This is a genomic window from Streptomyces sp. Y309 (assembly GCF_056712025.1).
Genome location: NZ_CM160048.1, coordinates 5,277,137 through 5,297,465, shown reverse-complemented (window position 1 = coordinate 5,297,465; position 20,329 = coordinate 5,277,137). Strand labels below are relative to the sequence as shown.

Annotated in this window: 14 protein-coding genes; 11 read left to right on the top strand and 3 right to left on the bottom strand. The window is 72.5% G+C overall.

All coding sequences use genetic code 11. The annotated features are described in order from the left end of the window. Positions 1-6 precede the first annotated feature (6 nt). Positions 7-354, bottom strand: a complete 348-nt coding sequence (locus AC0KTA_RS21605) for a GntR family transcriptional regulator (protein ID WP_481049865.1) — start codon at positions 352-354, stop codon at positions 7-9. Between the two features lie 108 nt (positions 355-462). On the opposite strand from AC0KTA_RS21605, the gene AC0KTA_RS21600 reads away from it, so the two are divergent. From AC0KTA_RS21600 to AC0KTA_RS21575, 6 genes are all read left to right on the top strand, one after another. Beyond that, positions 463-2,523: a transglycosylase domain-containing protein gene (locus tag AC0KTA_RS21600; RefSeq protein ID WP_481049864.1), complete on the top strand. Its 2,061-nt coding sequence runs from the start codon at positions 463-465 to the stop codon at positions 2,521-2,523. A gap of 35 nt (positions 2,524-2,558) precedes the next feature. Then, a complete protein-coding gene (locus AC0KTA_RS21595) occupies positions 2,559-3,443 on the top strand; it encodes a MerR family transcriptional regulator (RefSeq protein WP_481049863.1) in 885 nt (294 codons plus the stop codon). Between the two features lie 76 nt (positions 3,444-3,519). Further along, entirely contained in the window at positions 3,520-5,937 is a 2,418-nt protein-coding gene (locus AC0KTA_RS21590; RefSeq protein ID WP_481049862.1) for a serine/threonine protein kinase, read from the top strand. A 313-nt stretch (positions 5,938-6,250) separates the two neighbouring features. Next, positions 6,251-7,384 (top strand): hypothetical protein, encoded by a 1,134-nt coding sequence (locus AC0KTA_RS21585; protein ID WP_481049861.1) that lies wholly within the window; start codon positions 6,251-6,253, stop codon positions 7,382-7,384. Continuing rightward, positions 7,381-8,736 carry an alpha-glucoside ABC transporter substrate-binding protein gene (locus AC0KTA_RS21580; RefSeq protein ID WP_481049860.1) on the top strand — a complete coding sequence of 452 codons (1,356 nt, stop codon included), beginning with the start codon at positions 7,381-7,383 and terminating at the stop codon, positions 8,734-8,736. The genes AC0KTA_RS21585 and AC0KTA_RS21580 overlap by 4 nt, the downstream gene beginning before the upstream one ends. Positions 8,737-9,004: 268 nt before the next feature. After that, the gene (locus AC0KTA_RS21575) at positions 9,005-10,669 is read left to right on the top strand and encodes a hypothetical protein (protein WP_481049859.1); all 1,665 of its coding nucleotides are present in this window, start codon (positions 9,005-9,007) and stop codon (positions 10,667-10,669) included. A gap of 72 nt (positions 10,670-10,741) precedes the next feature. On the opposite strand, the gene AC0KTA_RS21570 is transcribed toward AC0KTA_RS21575, so the two are convergent. Next, positions 10,742-13,453: a D-alanyl-D-alanine carboxypeptidase gene (locus AC0KTA_RS21570; protein ID WP_481049858.1), complete on the bottom strand. Its 2,712-nt coding sequence runs from the start codon at positions 13,451-13,453 to the stop codon at positions 10,742-10,744. Positions 13,454-14,026: 573 nt separating this feature from the next. On the opposite strand from AC0KTA_RS21570, the gene AC0KTA_RS21565 reads away from it, so the two are divergent. The 3 genes from AC0KTA_RS21565 (at position 14,027) to AC0KTA_RS21555 (ending at position 16,555) form a co-directional block, all read left to right on the top strand. Then, positions 14,027-14,797 carry a GOLPH3/VPS74 family protein gene (locus tag AC0KTA_RS21565; RefSeq protein ID WP_481049857.1) on the top strand — a complete coding sequence of 257 codons (771 nt, stop codon included), beginning with the start codon at positions 14,027-14,029 and terminating at the stop codon, positions 14,795-14,797. Positions 14,798-15,241: 444 nt separating this feature from the next. Next, positions 15,242-16,099 (top strand): helix-turn-helix domain-containing protein, encoded by an 858-nt coding sequence (locus AC0KTA_RS21560; protein WP_481049856.1) that lies wholly within the window; start codon positions 15,242-15,244, stop codon positions 16,097-16,099. A gap of 246 nt (positions 16,100-16,345) precedes the next feature. Further along, positions 16,346-16,555 carry a DUF397 domain-containing protein gene (locus AC0KTA_RS21555; protein ID WP_481049855.1) on the top strand — a complete coding sequence of 70 codons (210 nt, stop codon included), beginning with the start codon at positions 16,346-16,348 and terminating at the stop codon, positions 16,553-16,555. Positions 16,556-16,685: 130 nt separating this feature from the next. On the opposite strand, the gene AC0KTA_RS21550 is transcribed toward AC0KTA_RS21555, so the two are convergent. After that, positions 16,686-17,525, bottom strand: coding sequence for a hypothetical protein (locus AC0KTA_RS21550; protein WP_481049854.1), 840 nt, complete (start codon positions 17,523-17,525; stop codon positions 16,686-16,688). An 87-nt stretch (positions 17,526-17,612) separates the two neighbouring features. Between AC0KTA_RS21550 and AC0KTA_RS21545 the strand changes: the two genes are divergently transcribed. Together AC0KTA_RS21545 and AC0KTA_RS21540 are read left to right on the top strand one after the other, a co-directional pair. Next, positions 17,613-18,398: an SDR family oxidoreductase gene (locus AC0KTA_RS21545; RefSeq protein ID WP_481049853.1), complete on the top strand. Its 786-nt coding sequence runs from the start codon at positions 17,613-17,615 to the stop codon at positions 18,396-18,398. A 240-nt stretch (positions 18,399-18,638) separates the two neighbouring features. Beyond that, positions 18,639-20,195: a sodium:solute symporter family protein gene (locus AC0KTA_RS21540; RefSeq protein WP_481049852.1), complete on the top strand. Its 1,557-nt coding sequence runs from the start codon at positions 18,639-18,641 to the stop codon at positions 20,193-20,195. The last annotated feature ends 134 nt before the right edge of the window (positions 20,196-20,329 follow it).

The following is a 20,329-nucleotide window of genomic DNA, read 5'->3' as shown; positions in this document are numbered from 1 at the left end:
CCCTCCTCACGGCACCACCCTGATCATTTCTATGAGGTCCGCCTTCGCGTAGCCGAGGCGCGCCGCCTCCGCGACCAGGTCCCGCACCCGGTCCACCAGCACGGATCGCCGCGCCGCGCCCTGCGCGACCGTCACGCCCCGGCCCCGCCGGAATTCGAGCAGACCCTCGTCCCGCAGTGAACGCAGGCCGCGCAGCACCGTGTTGGAGTTGACCCCCAGCGCCTGCGACAGCTCGCGCGCGGGAGGCAGGCGGTCGCCGGCGGCGCACTCGCCCTCGGCGATGGCCCGGCGGATCGCGCCCGCCACCTGCTCGTGCAGGGGGCGGCCGTCTGCGATGTCCAGTGTCAGCAACATGGTGCTACTTACGTTAGCACCATGGGCTCCATGATGTGATCGTGACTGTTACGCACCGCTGACAGCCCTCCGCCCAACCCCCGCTCCCCCGCCCCCCTCTCCTTGATCATGGGGACACACGCACAGCGCGGCGACGTCGCGCGGAAGACCGCGGCCCGGCGGCGGTGCCGGCGGGGGCGGAGGCTGATCGACTATCCGCGGCGCGGGCGGCGGGGGGTGCGCCGGTGGCTGCCTTCGTGGCGGCAGTGGCTCAGTGCCTGCCTGCTGGGGGGCGGGGGTCTCGCGGGGCTCTTCACGTACGTGTACGTCACCGTGGACATCCCGGACGAGAACGCCGCCGCCCGCCGCGAGGCGAATGTGTACTACTGGTCCGACGGCACGCAGATGGTCAGCATCGGGGCCGTGAACCGGCAGATCGTGGAGCTGGACGACGTGCCGCAGTCCGTGCGGGACGCCGTCATCGCGGCGGAGAACGCGAGCTTCTACAGCGACTCCGGGGTCTCGCCCCAGGGCCTCGGGCGGGCCGTGGTGAACATGGTCAAGGGGCAGGAGACGCAGGGCGGTTCCACCATCACGCAGCAGTACGTGAAGAACACCTACCTCTCCCAGGACCAGACCGTCACGCGCAAGGTCAAGGAGTTCGTGCTCTCGCTGAAGGTCGACCGGCGGAAGAGCAAGGACGAGATCCTTCAGGGGTATCTGAACAGCAGTTGGTTCGGGCGGGGGGCGTATGGGATCGAGGCCGCCGCCCATGCTTATTACGGGATTCCGGCGCGGCAGTTGAATGCCAGTCAGGGGGCTTTGCTGGCCGCGCTGTTGAAGGGCGCCGAGATGTACGACCCGTCCGTGAGCGCCGCCAACCACCGGCGGGCGAAGGCGCGCTGGGCCTGGATCCTGGACCGGCAGGTCGCCGTCGGGCGCATGAGCGCCGAGGAGCGCGCGCGGTACAAGAAGTTCCCCGAGCCGCAGAAGGAGTCCCGGTCGACCAGCCTGAGCGGGCACTGCGGCCAGACCGGCTATCTCGTCGACGTCGCCAACAAGTACGTGCGCCAGCGCACCGGCCTCACCGCCAAGGACCTCGCCCGCGGCGGCTACAAGATCCACACCACCTTCGACAAGCGCCGCGTCCTCCAACTCGCCCGCTCTGTAAAGAACGTTCTACTCAGCCGACTCGATCCGAAGAAGCGCCCGCAGGACAAGGGCGTCCAGGCCGGCGCCGCCTCCGTGCGCACCCGGGACGGCGCCGTCCTCGCGCTGTACGGCGGCGCCGACGCCACCCGGCACTTCAGCAACAACGCCGACACCTCCGGCGTCCCCGCGGGCTCCGCCTTCAAGCCGTTCGTGCTGGCCGCCGCCCTCCAGGACGGCATGCGCGCCGACCGCGAGGGGCCGGGCGGGATGACGCCCGGCGAGGCCCTGGTCGAGGGCGGCAACGCCACGTACCAGGAACTCGGCCGCGAGGTCGGGCGGCAGCGGGTGCGGGACGTCGCCGTGGACGCCGGGATGCTGGAGCAGAGCATGGCGCGCCCCGACGCGTCGTTCCCGCTCGGCACGTCCACGCCGAGCGCCGTCCGGCTCGCGGGCGCGTACGGCACCTTCGCGCGGGGCGGCCTCCAGCACGATCCGTACTCGGTCACGTCGGTGACGAAGGACGGCGAGGAGGTGAGCGGCCTTGAGCGGCCGCGGACCCGGCGCGCCCTGGACTCGCGGGTCGCCGCCCAGGTCGGCGGCGTGCTGCGGAACGCCGCCGAGGACAGCCTGGGCCGGGTCACGGCGAAGGGCGGGCAGCCGGTCGCGGCCGGGCGCACCACCGGCCAGGACCGCTTCCGGTCCGCGTGGTTCGCCGGTTACACGCCCGAGGTGTCGACGGCCGTCACCGTCTTCCGGACGCGCCCGCGCGACCCGCTGCTGCAGCCGCTGTCCGGCGTCGGCGGCGAGAAGTCCCGGCACGGCAACGCCCTGGCCGAGCGGATCTGGCAGGACGCGCTGCGCGGCGTTGACCTTGCCCCAGGGGCAGGGTCCAAGGTCGATCCACCGAAGGAACCCGCCTTCGGCGACCGGACTGCATTTCCCGGGGGCTGTGACAGCAGCGGCTCCGCGGCGGGCCCCCGGACCCCCAGCCGGAAATGCAGGTCGGCCGGATTCACCGGCACCGACACCATGAGGTAAACCTCAGCAACCCGCCGGTCCCGGAGGATGACCCCGTGGACGCACACGGCAGAGACCCAGAACCTCGCAAGGACCCAGAACTGCTGAGCATCGGCGCCTTCGCCGCCCGCACCCGGCTCTCGGCCAAGGCGCTGCGCCTGTACGACCGGCAGGGCCTGCTGCCCCCGGCGTACGTGGACGACGCGACCGGCTACCGCTACTACCGGCCCGAGCAGGTGGAGCAGGCCCGCACCGTCGTGCTGCTTCGCCGCCTCGACATGCCGCTCGCGGACATCGCGGCGGTCGTCGGGCTCGACGGCGAGGGCGCGGCGCGCGCCGTCGGGGAGCACTGGGCCCGGATCGAGGAGCGGTTCGCCGCCCAGCGCACCCTCGTGGACTACCTCCGCGGCCGCCTGTCCGGAAGGAGCCCCGCCGTGTACGGCACGTTCGAGATCCGCACCACCGACGTCCCCGAGGCGTTCGTCCTCGTCGAGCGCAGACACGTGTTCACCGACGAGCTGCCCGGCTGGATCGACGCCTCGCTCGCCCGCCTGGAGGAGGCCGCCGTGGAGCACTGCGGCGGCGTCACGGGCGCGCCGTTCGTGATCTACCACGCCGAGGTCACCGAGGACAGCGACGGCCCCGCCGAGGCGTGCGTGCCCGTCGCGGACCCGGCGGCGGCCCGCGTCTGGGCCGCGGAGCGGGGGCGGCAGTGGGACGTAACGACGCGGGTGGAGCCCGCGCGCCGGCTCGCGTACACCCGCATCACCAAGGCGCAGGTCGTCTACCCGCAGATCATCGGCGCGTACGACGCCGTGGAGGAGTGGCTGGACCGCGAAGGGCTCACCGCCACGGGCCCCTGCCGCGAGGTGTACTTCGCGGAGTGGGACTCGGCGGGGCCCGAGGACCAGGTGTGCGACGTGGCGTACCCAGTGAGCTGACATACCGTCAAGTCCCGTACATCTCTTGCCGCCGTCCAGGAGTCAACGCCCCCGCGCGCACCTATCCTGAGGAGACATGGAGGGGGACGGCACCGGCGACGGGCTGCTGCCCGACTCGGCTGCCCGGAGGCCGGGCCGGGACGGTCCGCCGCGCGCCGGAACGTCCCGCGGGAGCGCCTCCGAGTCGTCCCTGCCGCCCCTCTTCGTCGCGGGCCCGCCGCAGCGCGCCGCCCGCGTCGAACTCCCCCCGGAGAGCCCCGACCCGACCGTCCTGCCGGAGATCACGCTCCTGGACCGGGCGGTGTCGCGCGGCGACGACCCGGCCGCGCTCGACGGCCTGCCGCTGCCGCCGGACCGGCTGCTCGCCCGGCAGTACCGGGTGGTGCGGCCGCTCGGGTACGGCGGCATGGGCGAGGTGTATCTCGCGCTCGACACGAAGGTCGGCGGCCGGGAGGTCGCCATCAAGATCCTGCGCCCGGAGAACGCGGCGAACGGCGCCCGCGAGGGCGCCGCCCCGCACCCCGCGCCCGACTCCCCCGAGCACCCCCTCGCGCGCGAGCGGCAGGAACTCGTCGAGCTCAACCACGACGACATCATCCGGGTCTTCAACTACGGGCACCATCCGGACGTCGGCGACTTCCTCGTCCTGCAGTACGTCGACGGGCCCACCCTCGAAGAGGTGCGCGCCCGCGCCCAGTTGCACCCGGAGGAGTTCGGCGGCTCCCGGTTCTACGAGTTCGTGCTCGCGTACGGGGTGCGGTTCCTGGCCGGGCTCGGCTATCTGCACGCGCCCGAACGCGGCAAGGTGTACGGCGACCTGAAGCCGTCGAACGTCATGCACGACGGGTCCACCACGAAGTTCATCGACGTGGGCAGCGTGCGGCGGGCCGGGGCGCCCGGCCTCACCTCCGTGGACTACCGCGCCCCGACGGTCGGCCCGCGCGGCGAGTCCACCGGCGCCGACGACTTGTTCAGCCTCGGCGAGACGCTGCGCCATCTGTGCGGGCTCGGCGACCTCGACCAGCTCGCCGACCTCTCCCTGCTCACCTGCCTCGACGCGCCCGCCCCCGCCACCGAGTCGCCGCTGGGCCGCGCGACCCGCCGGATGACGGTGCCGCTGCCGCCCGACGCCCTCGGCCTCGGCCTGTTCTCGCTCGCCCGCGCGCTGCGCCGCGCCACCCGCCCCGAACGGGCCGACCGCTTCGCCACGGCACGCGAGATGGACGAGCAACTGCGGGGTGTCTTCCGCGAGTTGCGCTCGCTGCGGCTGCGCACCGAGACGTTCGAGCCGTCACCCCTGTTCCTGCAGTCCGCGTCCGCCCTGGACGGCGGGCTCGGGGCACCGCCGCCGCTGTCGCGGTGGGCGCCAGAGAGCGCGGCGGGCTGGGACGAGGGTCGCGCGGGGGCGCGCGGCGAGCGTCACGAGGGTGAGCGGCGCGGCGGCGGGCGCGGTGCCGTCGGCGTGGCTGCCGTCGTTCCGTACGCCGCTCCCGAACCCGCAGACGCCGCCCAGCAGTTGCCCGTCCCCCGGCCCGACCCCGACGACGCCCACCACACCGAGCTGAGCCGGCTCGGCGACGACGACCCGGCCGCGCTGCTCCAGCACACCGCGGAGTGGCCGAGCTCGCCCGAGGTGCACCTGCTGCGCTGCCGCCTGACGCTGCGCACCGCCCTGCGGCCGGGCGCCCAGCTGCCGCCGCGCCTCGACGACGCCGCCGTCGCGCTGGTCCGCGCCGAGGAGGCGATCGGGCCCGGGGCCGCCCCGTACGACTGGCGGCTCGCCTGGCACCGGGGGCTGCTCGCGCTCGCCGCCGCCGATGTGCCGCGCGCCCGCGTCCACTTCGACCGCGTGTACGCCGCCATCCCCGGCGAGTACGCGCCCAAGCTGGCCCTCGGCCACTGCGCCGAGCGGCTCGGGCGGTGGCGGGAGGCGCTCACGTTCTACGAGGCGGTGCGGGTGCGCAACCCCTCGCTCGGCGGCGCGGCGTTCGGGGCGGCGCGGGCCCGGCTCACCCTGGGCGGGCCGCGGGCGCTCGCCTACGCCGTGGAGGCGCTGGACGCGGTGGCGCAGCACTCCCGGCACCGCACGGCCGCGCGGGTCGCCGCGGTGCGGGTGTGCGTGGACCACGCGCGCGGCGGCGACGACCTCGCGGAGGTCGTCCGCCGCCTCGGCCGGCTCTTCTACGCGCACGGGCTCACCGACGAGCAGGCGCGGCTGCGGATGCGCGCCGAGGTGTGGGAGGCGGCGCGGGCCCTGCTCGCCACGGGCGCGGTGTCCGCCGCCCGGCTCCGCGAGATCGCCCGCGGCGCGGACGCCCGCCTCCGGTTCCCCGGCACCGAACGCCACCTGCGCGTCGACCTCTCCCGCTGCTGCCTGGGCCTGGCCCAACAGGCCGCCCGCACCCCCACCGCCGACCAGGTGGCCGAACGCCTCCTGGACCGCGCCTACGCAACCCGCCCCTTCGGCTGGCGCCACCAGAGGGGGGAACGATGAGCCGGGGGTGCGGCCCTCCGCCGCCGCCTGCGGGGCTCCCACCCGCCCCCGCTGCGGCCACCCGCCCCGCTCCCGCTCGCGCTGCGCGCACCCGGCCCGCTCCCGCCCCCGCTGTGGCATTGCAGGCCGACGCCGAGCCTGCTGTTCCCGCTGTGGGCACCTGGTCCGCCCAGGCGCGCGCGGCGAGCCGAGGGATGCCGGTCCCCGCTGTGGGCACCTGGACCGCCCAGGGGGCGGGACGGGTGGGCACAGCCCACGCCTACGGTGCCCGTAACGCGTACAGAGGGGCATACTCCGGCGCCCAGGAGCCCGCATGAGCAGGGCGGCACTACGGCGCGCGTGGCGTTGGCTGTGGGCGGCGGAAGCTCGCGGCACGCGGAACCACGCCTACCTGCGGGACCGCCTCCTCGCCCTCCCCCTCCTCACCGCCCTCACCTTCACCCCCTTCGCCTGGTCCCACACCACCCTCAGAGAAGACGCCGAGTACCTCCGCACCCAGGCCGCCCCGGCCCTCGTAGACCTGGCCGACGCCCGCGCGTCCCTCCAGATCGCCGACCGCGAGGCGGGCGACAGCCTCCGCGCAGGCCGCGCCGTCGAACTCAGCGGCCTCAGCGAGCGCTACCGCACCCGCACCACCCGCGCCACCCAGCGCCTGAACCAGGTCGCCCGCAGCGGCGCCCTGTCCGCCTCCGAGCGGCAGGACCTCGACGTCGTCGCGGGCCTCGTCGCCGACTACGGCACCTGGACCGCCTGGGCCCAGGCCAACGCCGCTGACCGGGCCCTGCGCGAGGCGGCCCTGGAGTACGCCCGCAGCATCCTGTGCTCGGCCCGCGAACCCGCCCGCGCCGCACGGCCGGACGCCCACCGCGCCTGCCGCCCCGCCACCGGCTCCACCGCCACCGCCGTCGTCGACCGCATCACCGCCCTCGAACGCGCCCTCCAGGAGCGGGTGTCCGACCGCGCCGAGCCGGGCGCGGGCGTGCTGGTGGCGTTCGGCGTCTCCGCGGTCGCCTGCCTGCTGCTGGTGCGCGGGCTCTGGCGCACCCAGGTCTTCCTGCACCACCGTTTCCGGCTGTACGTCAGCCTGCCGCTGCTCGCCGCCGCCCTGCCGCTGCTCGCGCTGCCGCTCCTCGCCGTCGACGCCGTGCTCGTACAGAGCGCCCAGCGGTCCGCCGAGTCGACGGCCCGCGCGCTGTCCGACGAGACGTCCCCGCGGATCGAGGGCGCCGCGGCGGCCGACCCGTTCGGCACGCCGGACCGGTATGTGATCGCCGCCCTGGAGGACTCCGTCGACCGCGAACTGGCCGAGGGCCGCCTCTCCTTCCTCGACGACGCGGCCGCATGGGTGGTACCCGCGGGCCTGCTGAGCGCCGCGGTCACGGGCGCCACGCTGCACGCCTACCGGCGCGAATACGTCCGCCTCACCCGCCCGGGAGCCGCCCCATGAGCCGCACGGACCCCCGGCACCCGGGCCCCGTCCGGCGGCGGCCCGCACGGCGGCGCCCCGCGCGGACCGCCCTCGCCTGCTGCCTGCTGCTCCTGGCCGCCCTCGCGGGCGGCGGCTGCGCCGACCCGAGCCGCGAGACCCTGGTCGTCCTCGGCCCGTGGACCGGCGCGGAGGGCATCGCGTTCGAGGCGATGCTGAAGCGGCTCGACGACGGAACCGGCGCGACGTACACGTACAAAGGCACCCGCTCGCTGCGCGAGACCCTGGTCGCACAGCTCGAAGCCGGGGACCCGCCGGACGTCGCCGTACTCAACAGCCTGGGCGAGCTGACCGAGTACGCCCGCGGCAACCGCCTGCAGCCGCTGGACGCCCCCGGCCACCCCCCGTGGGCGCCCCGCGTCGAGGTGAACGGCAGCCGCCGCACGTACTGGGTGCCGCTGAAGGTCGACCTGAAGAGCCTGGTGTGGAGCAGGAAGGGCGGCGCGGGCGGCGGCGCGCGGCCGCGCTGGTGCGTGGGGATGGCCTCGCAGGCCACCTCGGGCTGGCCGGGGACGGACTGGATCGAGGACCTGGTGCTGCACCGGTCGGGTCCGGGGACGTACGCGCGGTGGGCGACGGGGCGGCTGAGCTGGCGCAGCCCCGAGGTGCGCGGCGCCTGGACCGCGTGGGCGAAGGTGCTCGGCGAGCGCTCGAAGAAGTCGGTCGACCTCTCGCTCACCACGTCGTACGAAGGCACCTCCGACCCGAAGGCGGCCCGCCCCGCGCCGAGAGGTCTCCTCAACTCGCCGGAGTTCGACTGCACGCACGAACACCAGAGCGCCTTCATTCGCTACCTGTATGCGAATGCGAACAAACCCGGGGGCGCAAAGAGGGGGTCCGGCGGGGGCGTGCGGGTCGATCCGTCCGCGCGCTTCCTGCCGGGACCGGCCGCCCATGACGGCGCGTACGAGGTCGCGGGCGACATGGCGGCCGTCTTCAGCGGCAACCCGGCCGCCCGCGACCTCGTCGAACGCCTGTCCGGCTCCGCGGCGCGGCGGCTCTGGCACGACGAGGCGGAGCCCGAGCTGCGGCCCTTCTTCCCGGGCGCGGGCGATCCGCAGCCCACCGACCCGGGCGGGGGCGAGGCCGCCGCGCTGCTCACCGGCAAGGCCCGGACGCTCTGCTTCGACGCCTCGGACGCCATGCCGCCCGCGCTGCGCGACGCCTTCCACCGCGCGGTGCTCCGCTACTTCCGCGGCCCCTCGCGCAAGCGCCTCGACACGCTCCTCGGCCAGCTCGACACCGTCCGCGCCGAGACGGGCGGCGGCACTCTCCCACCCGACGCCCTGTGCGCACCCCCCTCGGACGGGTGACGCGGGCGGCCTCGCGGACGGCATCCCAGACGCCTGCGGCGCCGATGAGACGGCTGTGACGGGGCTGACGTGCTGGGACTGCGAATACGGCCATTCAGCCGCATACTGACCAGGAGTCGGCCCCTCGGGGTCGCTGTCTGCCAACCATTCCGCAGCGGTTAGCGTCTACTCCGAAGGAGTTGCCCCCAGCCAGCCGAACGGACCGCCAACAGTGGCCTCTGCCGAACTGTCCTCCCCGTCACTCAGCCGAGCCGACCGGGGCAGTGGCATGCGCGAACCCTGGTACTGGCGTTACCGCATGCCGCTGCTGATCACCGCCGGCGTGCTGCCGCTGTATCTGCTGTGGTGGACGGTGTTCGCGACGGGCGGCGGCGACCTCGCGGCGCAGGAGGCGTGGGCGGGCTTCGCGCGGCGCTACCCGGGCTCGGCCTACAGCCTCTTCTGGTACGGCGGCCTGCACACCGCCAACTACAGCGTCATCTCCCCGTACCTCATGGCCGCGTTGGGCGTGCGGACCGTGGCGGCGGCCTCCGGCATCGCCGCCACCTGGATGGGCGTCGCGATCATCATGCGCAGCGGCATCCGCAAGCCGCTGTGGCCCTCGATCGTCGTCGGCTTCTCGATGTGGTGCCAGGTCGTGTGCGGCCGGGCGACGTTCATGCTGGGCGTCGCGTTCGGCGTCGGCGCGGTCCTGGCGGTCACCGGGACCCCCAACCGCCGCCGGGTGGCCGCCGCCACGCTCTGCGCGGCACTCGCGACGATGGGCAGCCCGGTCGCCGGCCTGTTCCTCGTCGTGGTGGGCGCCGCCTATCTGCTGATGCGCCAGTGGGGCAGCGCGCTCGCCCTGATCCTGCCGCCGTTCGTCGTCGTCGGCCTGACGACGTGGCTGTTCCCCTTCGAGGGCGAGCAGCCCATGGCGTTCATAAGGATCTTCCCGCCGGTGCTGCTGTGCGGGGTCGTCATCCTGGCGGCGCCGCGCTCCTGGAAGCTGCTGAAGGTGGGCGCCGCGGTGTACGCGGTGGGGGTGGTGCTCACCTGGCTGATCCCCACCCCGATCGGCACCAACGTCGAGCGCTTCGCCGAGATCGCGGCCCCGCCCATACTGCTCGCCGCCGTCCTGAACCGGCGCCGGCCCACCATCCGGCTGCTGCGGCCCGACGGCAAGCCGCGCCACCTCTGGCACCGGACGGTGCTGATCTGCGCCGTCGCGCTCTCCGTCATCTGGGTGTCCGTCAAGACGACCTCCGACATAGTGGCGTACACCAAGGTGCCCACCTGGGCCGTCGAGACCGACGGCGTCGTGAAGGAACTCAACCGCCTGGGCGCCGAGCGCACCCGCGTCGAGGTGGTCCCGGCCCGCGACCACCGCGAGGCCGCCGTGCTCTCGCCGTACATCAACATGGCGCGCGGCTGGAACCGGCAGGCCGACGTGGAGCGCGGCCGCCTCTTCTACGAGGGCCGCCCGGTCTCCGAGGTGAAGGAGGGCGCCTTCTCGTCGGCCTCCTACCGCGCCTGGCTGAACCACTGGGCCGTCGGCTTCGTCGTGCTCTACAAGGGCGACGGCAGGCCGGACGGCGCCGCCGAGCGCGAGCACGACCTGGTGACCAGCGAGCCCAGCTATCTGGACCAGGTCTGGCACGACGACAACTGGCGCATCTACCGCGTGAAGGACGCCGTCCCGCTGGTCGACCGGCCCGGCTCCGTGGTGACCGCCGACGGCGCCCACCTCACCGTCCGCATGTCCAAGCCCGGCTCGGTCATCGTGCGCGTCGCCTACTCGCCGTGGCTGTGGGCGGAGGGCGGCTGCCTGTACAAGGAGGGCGACTTCACGCGCCTGACGGTGAAGAAGCCGGGCGACGTGCGGATCGCGTCCAACTACGGGGGGCCGTCGGGGCCGCAGCCGACGTGTGAGCCGGGGCCCGAGAAGGACTAGCCGCGGACCGGCTTTTACGAAGAAGGGGTGGGGCGAGCCGAACGGCTCGCCCCACCCCTTTGTCACGTCGTGTCAGCTGACGCGGGTCAGCTTCGCGCCGAAGCCCGGCTCGGAGAGGTCCTTCTGCAGGGCCACCGGAACCTTGACGGCGCCGGTGGTGGTGCCGTCCCCGACGGTGAGGCGGCCGACGACCGTGCCCGCCTTGGCGGAGTGCGGCGGGGTCTTGCCCGCGTCGTCCAGCTCCACCTTCGCGGTCAGGCCGGACCAGCCGACGGCGGTGACGTCCTTGGTGGCGACGACCGGCGTGGTGCCGCCGAGGCCGTCGTCGACCTCGCCGACGACCTGGCCCTTCTTCACCACCGTCTTGGCCTTGAGGGCGTCCTGCCCGGCCGCGATCAGGTCCCTGGTGACTTTGGTGACCTTGTCGATGTTGGCCACGCCGTCCGTGCCGAACTGGGCGAGGGCCGCGCCGATGATCACGTGGGTCTTGCCGCCGACCTTCTTCTCCGCGGCGAAGAGGATGTTGCCGCCCGCGGCCGTGGTGGTGCCGGTCTTGATGCCGACGGCGACGGTCGGGACGAGCCCGAAGAAGTTCTTCTGCTTGTCGCCGTTGAGGTCCTTGTAGCTGGGCTGGGCGGCGATCTCCTTGAAGACCGGGTCCTCCATGGCGGCGCGGCCGAGCTTCACCAGGTCGTCGGCGGTCGACACGGTCGTCTTGTCGAGGCCGCTCGGGTCCGTGTAGTGGGTGTTCTTCATGCCGAGTTCCTTGGCGGTCTTGTTCATCTTGGCGACGAACTTCTCCTCGGCACCCTTGCTGTCCCAGCGCGCGAGCAGCCGTGCCACGTTGTTGGCGGACGGCAGCATCACGGCCTGCAGGGCCTCGTACTGGGTGAGCTTCTGGCCCTCGGTCACCTTGACCACGGACTCGTTCGCCGGCTTGCCCTTCTCGTAGTGCCGCTGCGCCTCGGCGTCGACGGGGATCTTCGGGCCGTCCTCGCCCTTCTTCAGCGGGTGGTCGCGCAGGATCAGGTAGACCGTCATCACCTTGGCGATGCTGGCGATCGGTACGGGCTTCTGGTCGCCGGAGGAGCCGAAGGTGCCGATGCCGTCGACGTCCATGGCCGCCTGGCCCTTGCTCGGCCACGGGACGGAGGGCTTGCCGCCCTCGAACGAGTACGAGGACGCGCTCGTCAGCGTCAGCTTCGGGTCGGGCAGCGGACGCACCGCCTGTGCGACTGCAAACACAATGGCGAGCAGCAGCACGAGGGGCGTCCAGATCTTGACCCGGCGCACGATCGTGCGGACGGGGGTCTCCGGAGGCGGCGGCGTGTTGGTCAGCTCGGCGAGCAGATCGATCGGCGGCTTGGGGGGCAGGGGCTGCTGGCGGGTGTGCTGGTCCGGCTGCGGTTGTTCTGGCGGGGGCGCCTGTCCTGGCGGGGGCGCCTGTGCGGGGGTGGTCTGCGCGGGTACGGAGGCGGAGCCGGCCTTGGCGTCGGCTCCGGCCCCGGCCTCGGTCCCGGCTGCCCCGGGCTTGGCCCCCGGCTTGGCGGCGGGGTCCGTGGCGGGCTTCGGTTCGGGCTTGACGCGGGGCTCGTCGAGGGGCTTCAGCGCGACGAACTTGCTGGTCCGCTCCGACTCGGACTCGGGCTCAGGCTCAGGCTTGCGCTCGGCCTTCTTCGGGGCCTCGGCCCCGGCATCGCCGAGCTTGAGCATGGTGGTGGGCTGATCCACGCCGGAGGACCCGGGCCGGACGGCCTTGAACACGGCGGTGGCCTGGTCGACGCCGTCGGAACCACGGCCGCCCGCGCCCTTCGCGTCACCGTCACCGGACTTCGCCCCGGACTTCGCCGCATCACTGCCGGGCTTGGCGGCACTCTTCGCGGCGTCGCCGCCGAGCTTGGCGGCACCCTTCGGCGCACCCTCGCCCGACTTGGCAGCGCCCTCGGACGCGCCCTCACCGACCCCGGCGGCAGCCGTCGCACCCGCATCGCGGGACTCAGCGGCACGCTTCGCGGCGTCACCCCCGGACTCGGCCGCACCCTTCGCCGCCTCGCCGCCGAGCTTGGCGGCACCCTTCGGCGCACCCTCGCCCGACTTGGCAGCGCCCTCGGACGCGTCCACGCCGACCCCGGCGGCAGCCGTCGCACCCGCAGCGCCGGACTCGGCGGCACGCTTGGCGGCGTCACCCCCGGACTCGGCCGCACCCTTCGCCGCCTCGCCGCCGAGCTTGGCGGCACCCTTCGGCGCACCCTCGCCCGACTTGGCAGCGCCCTCGGACGCGTCCACGCCGACCCCGGCGGCACCCTTCGCACCCGCAGCGCGGGACTCAGCGGCACCCTTCGCCGCCTCGTCGCCAGGCTCGGCCTCGACCTTCGACGCTTCCTCGCCGGACTTCGCGGCGCCCTGCGCGTCGGCGTCGCGCGACTCGGCAGCACCCGTCGCGGCGCCGCCGCCCGACTTGGGCCCGCCCTCCGGCGAGTCCTTGGCGTCCGCGCCCGGCCGGACGGCCTTGAACACGGCCGTGGCCTGGTCGATCCGGGGGTCACGAGGCCCGGACTCGGCATCGTCGGAGTCGGCCTCCGCGGCGTCCGCCTTCGTGGAGGGCCGCGCAGCCGTGAACACCGCGGTGGCCATGTCGACCGCGGAGCCCGACGCCCCGGCGACGTCTGCTCCGGCACCATCGTCCTCGGCCCCGTCCTCACGGTCACCGTCGTCCCCGGCACCGTCCTCGCCGTCGGCAGAACCTGCGACGTCAACGTCCTCCCCGGCACCGGCGTCAGCCACCTGACCTGTGCTTATGTCACCCCCAGCGGCACCTTCAGCACCGTCGGCAGCCCCGCCCCCGACCGAGGAGGAACCTTCCCCCTCGACCTCGGCGGCCCCGGCGGCCCCAGCCGCACCCTCGGCCCCGGCGGAGCCGTCCCCCGGCGAGGATTCCTCCGCCCCCGCGACCCACGCGGCAACCGCGGCCCGCAGCCGCGCGTCCCCATGGGTGTCACCCGGCGTGGAGCCGGACGCGGAGCCGGACGCAGCGTCGGCCCCACCGTCCGAGGCGCCCCCGCCAGAAACCGTCTTCGACCTGTCGGGGAACTCGCCCGCCACCGATGCCTCCTCGTGCTCGCCACGCCGTTACGTCCGGCCATTACGTACGCCGAAGCGCCGCACCGCCGCAATCACCCGCCCGGACCCACTGTCCGAACGTGTCCGAACCATGTACCAGTGTCCTGTGTGAGGGCTTAACCCCCGTGGTAGACGAGAACGACATACCTACTGGTTCCCGTACGTACCGCCCACGCGCTCTCGACAGACCAATGTGAGAGGGGTCACCCTGTCATTCATCCACGCGGGGAGGCATGGATGGGCAGGAGCCGCAGAACAATTCCGGAGGAGCTTCTGCTGCTCGCTTTGGACCCGGCCACGGGTACCACGGCGCAGCCGCAGTCGCTCGACCTCGGTCTGGCCGGAGCACAGCTAGTGGAGCTGGCGCTGGCCGGACGGATAGCCCCTGACGGGGATCGTATCGCCGTGGTGATGCCACGGCCGACCGGAGATCCGACTCTGGACTCCGCACTGGAACTGCTGCGCAGGCGCGGCAGCCCGGTCCGGGCGGTCCACTGGATCGGCGGGCCCCGCCTGGGGCTGCGCCAGATTTACCTCTCGCATCTGGAGCGGTGCGGCATGGTGCATGCCGTGGCGGGCCAGATGTGCGGAGTACTGCCGACGACTCGCTATCAGGCGACGGACACGGCGATCAGCCGGGACATCAGGGCCCGGCTGGATTCAGCGATCCGCACCGGCGTCCCGCCGGACCCGCGGACCGCGGCGCTCGCCGCGCTGGCCCACGCGGTCGGACTCGGCAAGCACCTGTATCCGGGCAACGAGGGCCGCTCGTCCCGTTCCCGGTTGCGGGATCTGATCAGGCACGACCCGATGGGCGGCCTCGTGGCGCACGCCGTGATGGACGTCCAGAACGGTGTGGCGGCGCAGCCGCGCCGCAGCCCCGCGACCGCCGCGGGACAGGGCGGGCGGCAGCCCGCGCAGGCGGCGAGGACCGCACCGGACCCCGGCAGGGTTCCGATGCAGCCGCGCCGGGGTGCGGGAGCCATGGCCCGCGCCGTGGCCCACTGAAACCCGGCCACTCAGGAAACCCCCAGCACCGCCGAGCACCACAGAGAGAGCCAGCAGCACCAGGCACCAGCACCACCAGGCACAAGCACCACCCGCGTCACACGCACCGCGTGACGCGCTCGCGCCACACGCACCGTTTGGCGCACCCGCACCGCCAGGTGCACCCAGCGCCGCACCGCAGTCCCCCAGACCCGGTTCGGGAGCCGCTGGACCGCGCGGGCGGGGCGCCGGTTCGTCCAGGACGGACGCACCGGCGCCCCGGCCCGCGCGGCCGCAACCGCCTCACGCGGCACGCCCGTTGAGGAACCGCACTCGGCGCATGCCGCGCCGGCACCGCCACACACCGCTGTTCTGCTGTTTCCCAGCGGGGAGTTGGCCCGTGGTGGCACTCTGCATGGCAGCAGACACGCAAAGTAGAGGCATAGTGCCGGAGGTGCACGTCCCGTGGCGTCCAACGTCAATCCCACCGTCAGGCGACGCCGGCTCGGCCAGGAGCTGCGCCGGCTGCGTGAGCTCAAGGGCATGACGGCCGAGGAGGTGGCGGAGCGCCTGCTCGTCTCGCAGTCGAAGATCAGCCGCCTCGAGAACGGCCGCCGTTCGATCAGTCAGCGCGACGTCCGCGACCTGTGCGGGGTGTACGAGGTGGAGGATCACCGCATCGTCGACTCGTTGATGCAGATAGCCAAGGACTCCCGCCAGCAGGGCTGGTGGCACTCCTTCGGCGACATCCCGTACAGCGTGTACATCGGCCTGGAGACGGACGCCGCGTCCTTGCGCGTGTACGACCCGCAGGTCGTCCCCGGCCTGCTGCAGACCAGGCCGTACGCGGAGGCGCTGATCACCGGCGCGCTCCCGGAGACAACCCCGACCGACATCGAGAAACGGGTGCAGGTCCGCATGCGCCGCCAGGAGCGCATCGCGGCGCCGGAGAATCCGCTGCGCCTGTGGACCGTCCTGGACGAATCCGCGCTGCGCCGCGTCGTCGGCACCCGCGCGCTGATGCGCGAACAACTGGAATATCTGGTGGAGCAGTCCCAATTGCCGCACGTGACGGTGCAGGTGATCCCTTTCGACATGGGCGCGCATCCGGGTCTGAACGGTCAGTACGCGATTCTCGAGTTCCCGGACGCCTCGGATTCCAGCGTGGTCTACATCGAGGGTGTCACCAGCGACCTGTATCTGGAGAAGGCGAACGACGTCCAGCAGTACAGCGTCATGTACGAGCACTTGCGGGCGCAGGCGCTGAACGTGGAGCAGTCCCGCCAGCTCATCGCGGACATCGCCAAGGACTACGCCCGTTGACATCCGCCCGCTGACATCCGCCCGTTGACGTCCGTTCGCCGACGTCCCGCGTGAAATCGCCGTACAGTACACCTTCGCCTGGGCACGACGGAAGACCCTTCTGGAATATGCCATCCGGTTGAGTGAACGACCTCTACGCCGATCGATGTTGGCGAGTAGCGTCATTCACGCCAACAGCAAGAACGTTGGCGTATACCGCTCTTCGGCGGATACAGCAATTCACCAACTGGGCAAAACGGAGCAAACATGGCAATCCAGCAAGGTGCCGCGCACACGTGGACCAAGTCTTCCTACTCCACCGGGAACGGCGCTTGCGTCGAGGTCAAGTCCCCCGTCACGCACGCCATTTCGGTGCGCGACTCGAAGGTCACCGACGGCCCGGTCCTCGCGTTCCCCGCCGAATCGTGGAACTCCTTCGTGACTGTGGTGCGCAAGGGGTCTTACGACCGCCGGTGATACGTGCCAGTACCAGTACCGACACAACCGCATAAGCACCACCGCATGAGCCCTCTCGACTGGTCCGCCGTCCTGGCCGAGGGGGCTCGGCCTTGTGCGGGGTACGGGGGCGGGCCGACCGGGCCCCGCGCTAGCGGAGCAGATCGACGTACCGGTCCGTGCCCGGCACCGTCGGGATGAACGGCGCGAGCAACTCGAGCCGCCCGAGCCCCGATTCCGCCACGTCGGCCTCGCCCGCCGCGAACCGCTCCTCCCAGCACTCCCGCGGATCGCACTCCAGGAACCACAGCAGCGTCAGCCGTGTGTCGACGCCCTCGACCTGCTTCACGTACGTCATCCGGTCCCCCGGCAGCGGCGTCGGCCGGAAGATCACGGCCATCGCGGCGGGCGACCCGGCGAGCGCGCGCGGCAGCCGCCGCGCCACCAGCCACTCCAGCAACTCCCCCCGCTGTTCCGGGCCTTCGGCGTCGACGACTTCGAGGACGAGGCCCTGATACGGATGGTCGAGCGCGTGGAAGTCGCGCGGCCCGGCCGCCCCGTCCCGGTACACGGTGGCCTGGTGGTCCTGGAAGGCCGTGAAGACATGGGTGCGGGCCTGGTGGACGCGGCCGTCGCGGTTGAGGCGCTTGTTGATGCCGACGGTCCACTTCATGTGCTCGTCGTAGCGGCCCTCGGTGATCCAGTACGTCGACAGATAGCAGCCCGCGGTGACCGGCTCGGCGACCGCCGACTTCTCCGGGCGCCGCAGGAGCTGGAGGTCCCGGGTCGCCACCCAGCGCCGCCCCGCGTACATCCAGGGCATCGCCATGGCGCCCGCGTAGTAGTGGTCGTCCTCGTACCACCGGTTGTAGGCGTACTCCTGGCCGGGGTGCGGCTCGACCATGGTGATCAGGGCGTGCCCCGGGCGCACGCCGTAGGGCCCGACGGCGGCCAGCTCCGCGTACGCCCCGCTCCGGGTGTCCTCAGTCATCGACTCCCTCTCCCTTCTTCCTTCCTCCCATGGACGCCCATACTCTGACGCCCCGTCAGGAAAACTGCCAGAGCCTGGAGGTTCCCCATGTCACTGCTCGACGGCAGGACCGTGATCGTCTCCGGGATCGGCGCGGGGCTGGGCCACGAGGTCGCCGCCGCCGTGGTGCGCGACGGCGGGAACGCCGTGCTCGGGGCGCGCACCGAGGCGAACCTCGCCAAGTCGGCCACCGAGCTCGACCCGGAGGGCACGCGCGTCGCGTACCGGGCGACGGACATCACCGACGAGAGCCAGTGCGACGCCCTCGCGGCCCTGGCCGTCGAGCGGTTCGGGCGGATCGACGCGCTGGTCCAGGTCGCCGCCTGGGACAGCTACTTCGGCGGCCTCGAGGACGCGGACTTCGCCGCCTGGTCGGGCATCCTGGACGTGAACCTGCTCGGCTCGCTGCGCATGGCTCGGTCCTGCCTGCCGGCCCTGAAGGAGCGGGGCGGCTCGGTCGTGCTCATCGGTACGCAGTCGTCGGTGGCCGCGCCGTCGCAGGTGCGGCAGGCGGCGTACGCGGCATCCAAGGGGGCGCTCGTCTCGGCGATGTACTCCCTCGCGCGCGAGCTGGGCCCGCATCGGATCCGCGTGAACACCGTCCAGCCGGGCTGGATGTGGGGGCCGCCGGTGGAGGCGTACGTGAAGTTCACCGCGCACACCGAGGGGGTACCGGAGGCGGAGGTGAAGCGGCGGCTCACGGACCGGATGGCGCTGCCGGAGCTGGCCACGGACGGGGACGTCGCGGACGCGTGCGTGTTCCTCGCCTCCGACCGGGCGCGGGCCATCACGGGGCAGTCGCTGTTGGTGAACGCGGGCGAGCTGATGCGGTAGCGCTCCGCCGGAAGTCCCCCTTCGGGGGCTTTCGTCACCCCTTCTCAGTCACGTACGTGAATCAAGGTCGCCAACTCGAACGATTTTACTCCCTCTTGACTGTGCGGGCGGTTGTCCGCGCCTTGCCGCCGAACCGACGATGAGCGGGCACTTCGCGGCCGTTCGGGTGCCACACAGGCGAAGTGGGCGCCGTTTCAGCGGAGTTGACCGAGTTCACAAGGCGGACCCCTGGGAGGGGCAATGAACGGTCTCGACTGGGCCGTGCTCATCGCGTACTTCGGCGTGATGGTCGCGATCGGCGTGTGGTCCCACAAACGCGTCGACAACGTCAGTGACTTCTTCACGGCCGGCGGGAAGATGCCCTGGTGGCTCTCCGGCATCTCGCACCACATGTCGGGATACAGCGCGGTGATGTTCACCGGTTACGCCGGTATCGCCTACACCTACGGTGTCACGTCCTTCGTCACCTGGTCGTTCCCCATCGCGCTCGGCATCGCCATCGGCTCGCGGCTGTTCGCGCCGCGCATCAACCGGCTGCGCTCACGCCTGCACGTGGCGTCCCCCCTCGAATACCTCAAGAACCGCTACAACCTGCAGACCCAGCAGGCGCTCGCCTGGTCCGGCATGCTCCTGAAGATCGTGGACGTGGGCGCGAAGTGGGCGGCGATCGCGACGCTGTTGTCGGTGTTCACCGGGGTGTCCCTGAACCAGGGCATCCTCATCACCGGCGCCGTCACCGCCGTGTACTGCACGATCGGCGGCCTGTGGGCCGACGCGCTCACCGAGCTGGGCCAGTTCGTGATCCAACTCCTCGCGGGTGTCGCGATGTTCGTGGCCGTGCTCGTGGAAATCGGCGACTATGGCGGCTTCTTCGGGGTGTGGGACCGACCGGAGCTGGACGGCCACGAGAAGCCCCTGGTGGGCCCCTACGGCACGGTTTTCCTCCTCGCCTTCCTGTTCATCAAGCTCTTCGAGTACAACGGCGGCATGCTCAACCAGGCCCAGCGGTACATGGCCACGGCCAACGCCCGCGAGGCCGCGCGGTCCGCGAGGCTGTCCGCCCTGCTGTGGCTGGTGTGGCCGCTGGTCCTGTTCTTCCCCATGTGGATGTCGCCGCTGCTCGTCGAGGCGAAGAAGCCCGACGGCTCGGACTCGTACGGCCTCATGACCGAACAGCTCCTGCCCCACGGCCTGCTGGGCCTGGTCATCGTCGGCTTCTTCTCCCACACGATGGCCATGTGCTCCTCCGACGCCAACGCGATCGCGGCCGTCTTCACGCGGGACTGCGCGCCCGTCGTGTGGCGCCGGGCGCGGACCTGGACCGACGGGCAGGGCCTGCGCGTCGCCCGGATCACGACCGTCGTCTTCCTCGGCCTGTCCATGGCGGCGGCCACGCAGGTCAACTCGCCCGCGTTCAAGGACATCATCACCGTCGTGATCAAGTGGGTCGCGGGTCTCATGGGCCCGATGGCCATCCCGATGATGCTCGGCCTCCTGCGCACCTTCCGCCGCTCCGGCCCCACAGCGGCGCTCACCAGCTGGGCCGCGGGGCTTCTCGCCTTCTGGCTGGTCAACTACCCCATCCACTGGAACGTGGACGGCGGCGTGCCGCTCCAGTACCAGGTGTCCATCCCGCTGGCCGTGTCGCTGATCCTCTACATCGCGATCGGCTACATCAAGCCCGAGGACACCCCTGAGCGGGATGCTCTCATCGAGCGCATAAACACCGACGACGATTCCGCTGCCGCGGAGGTCCCGGAGCAGGCGGAGCCTGTGGCCCCCAAAACAGTCGCCTGACCGCGGCCCTGGGGCTGCAACCGTCCCCCCGCCGCTGCCGCGGCGGGGATCTCCCACCCACCCACCCGTGACTGCCGTCCCAGCCGCACCGCCGGGCGGCCGACGGGCACGGGTGGGTGGGCGGTGCCCCGCGC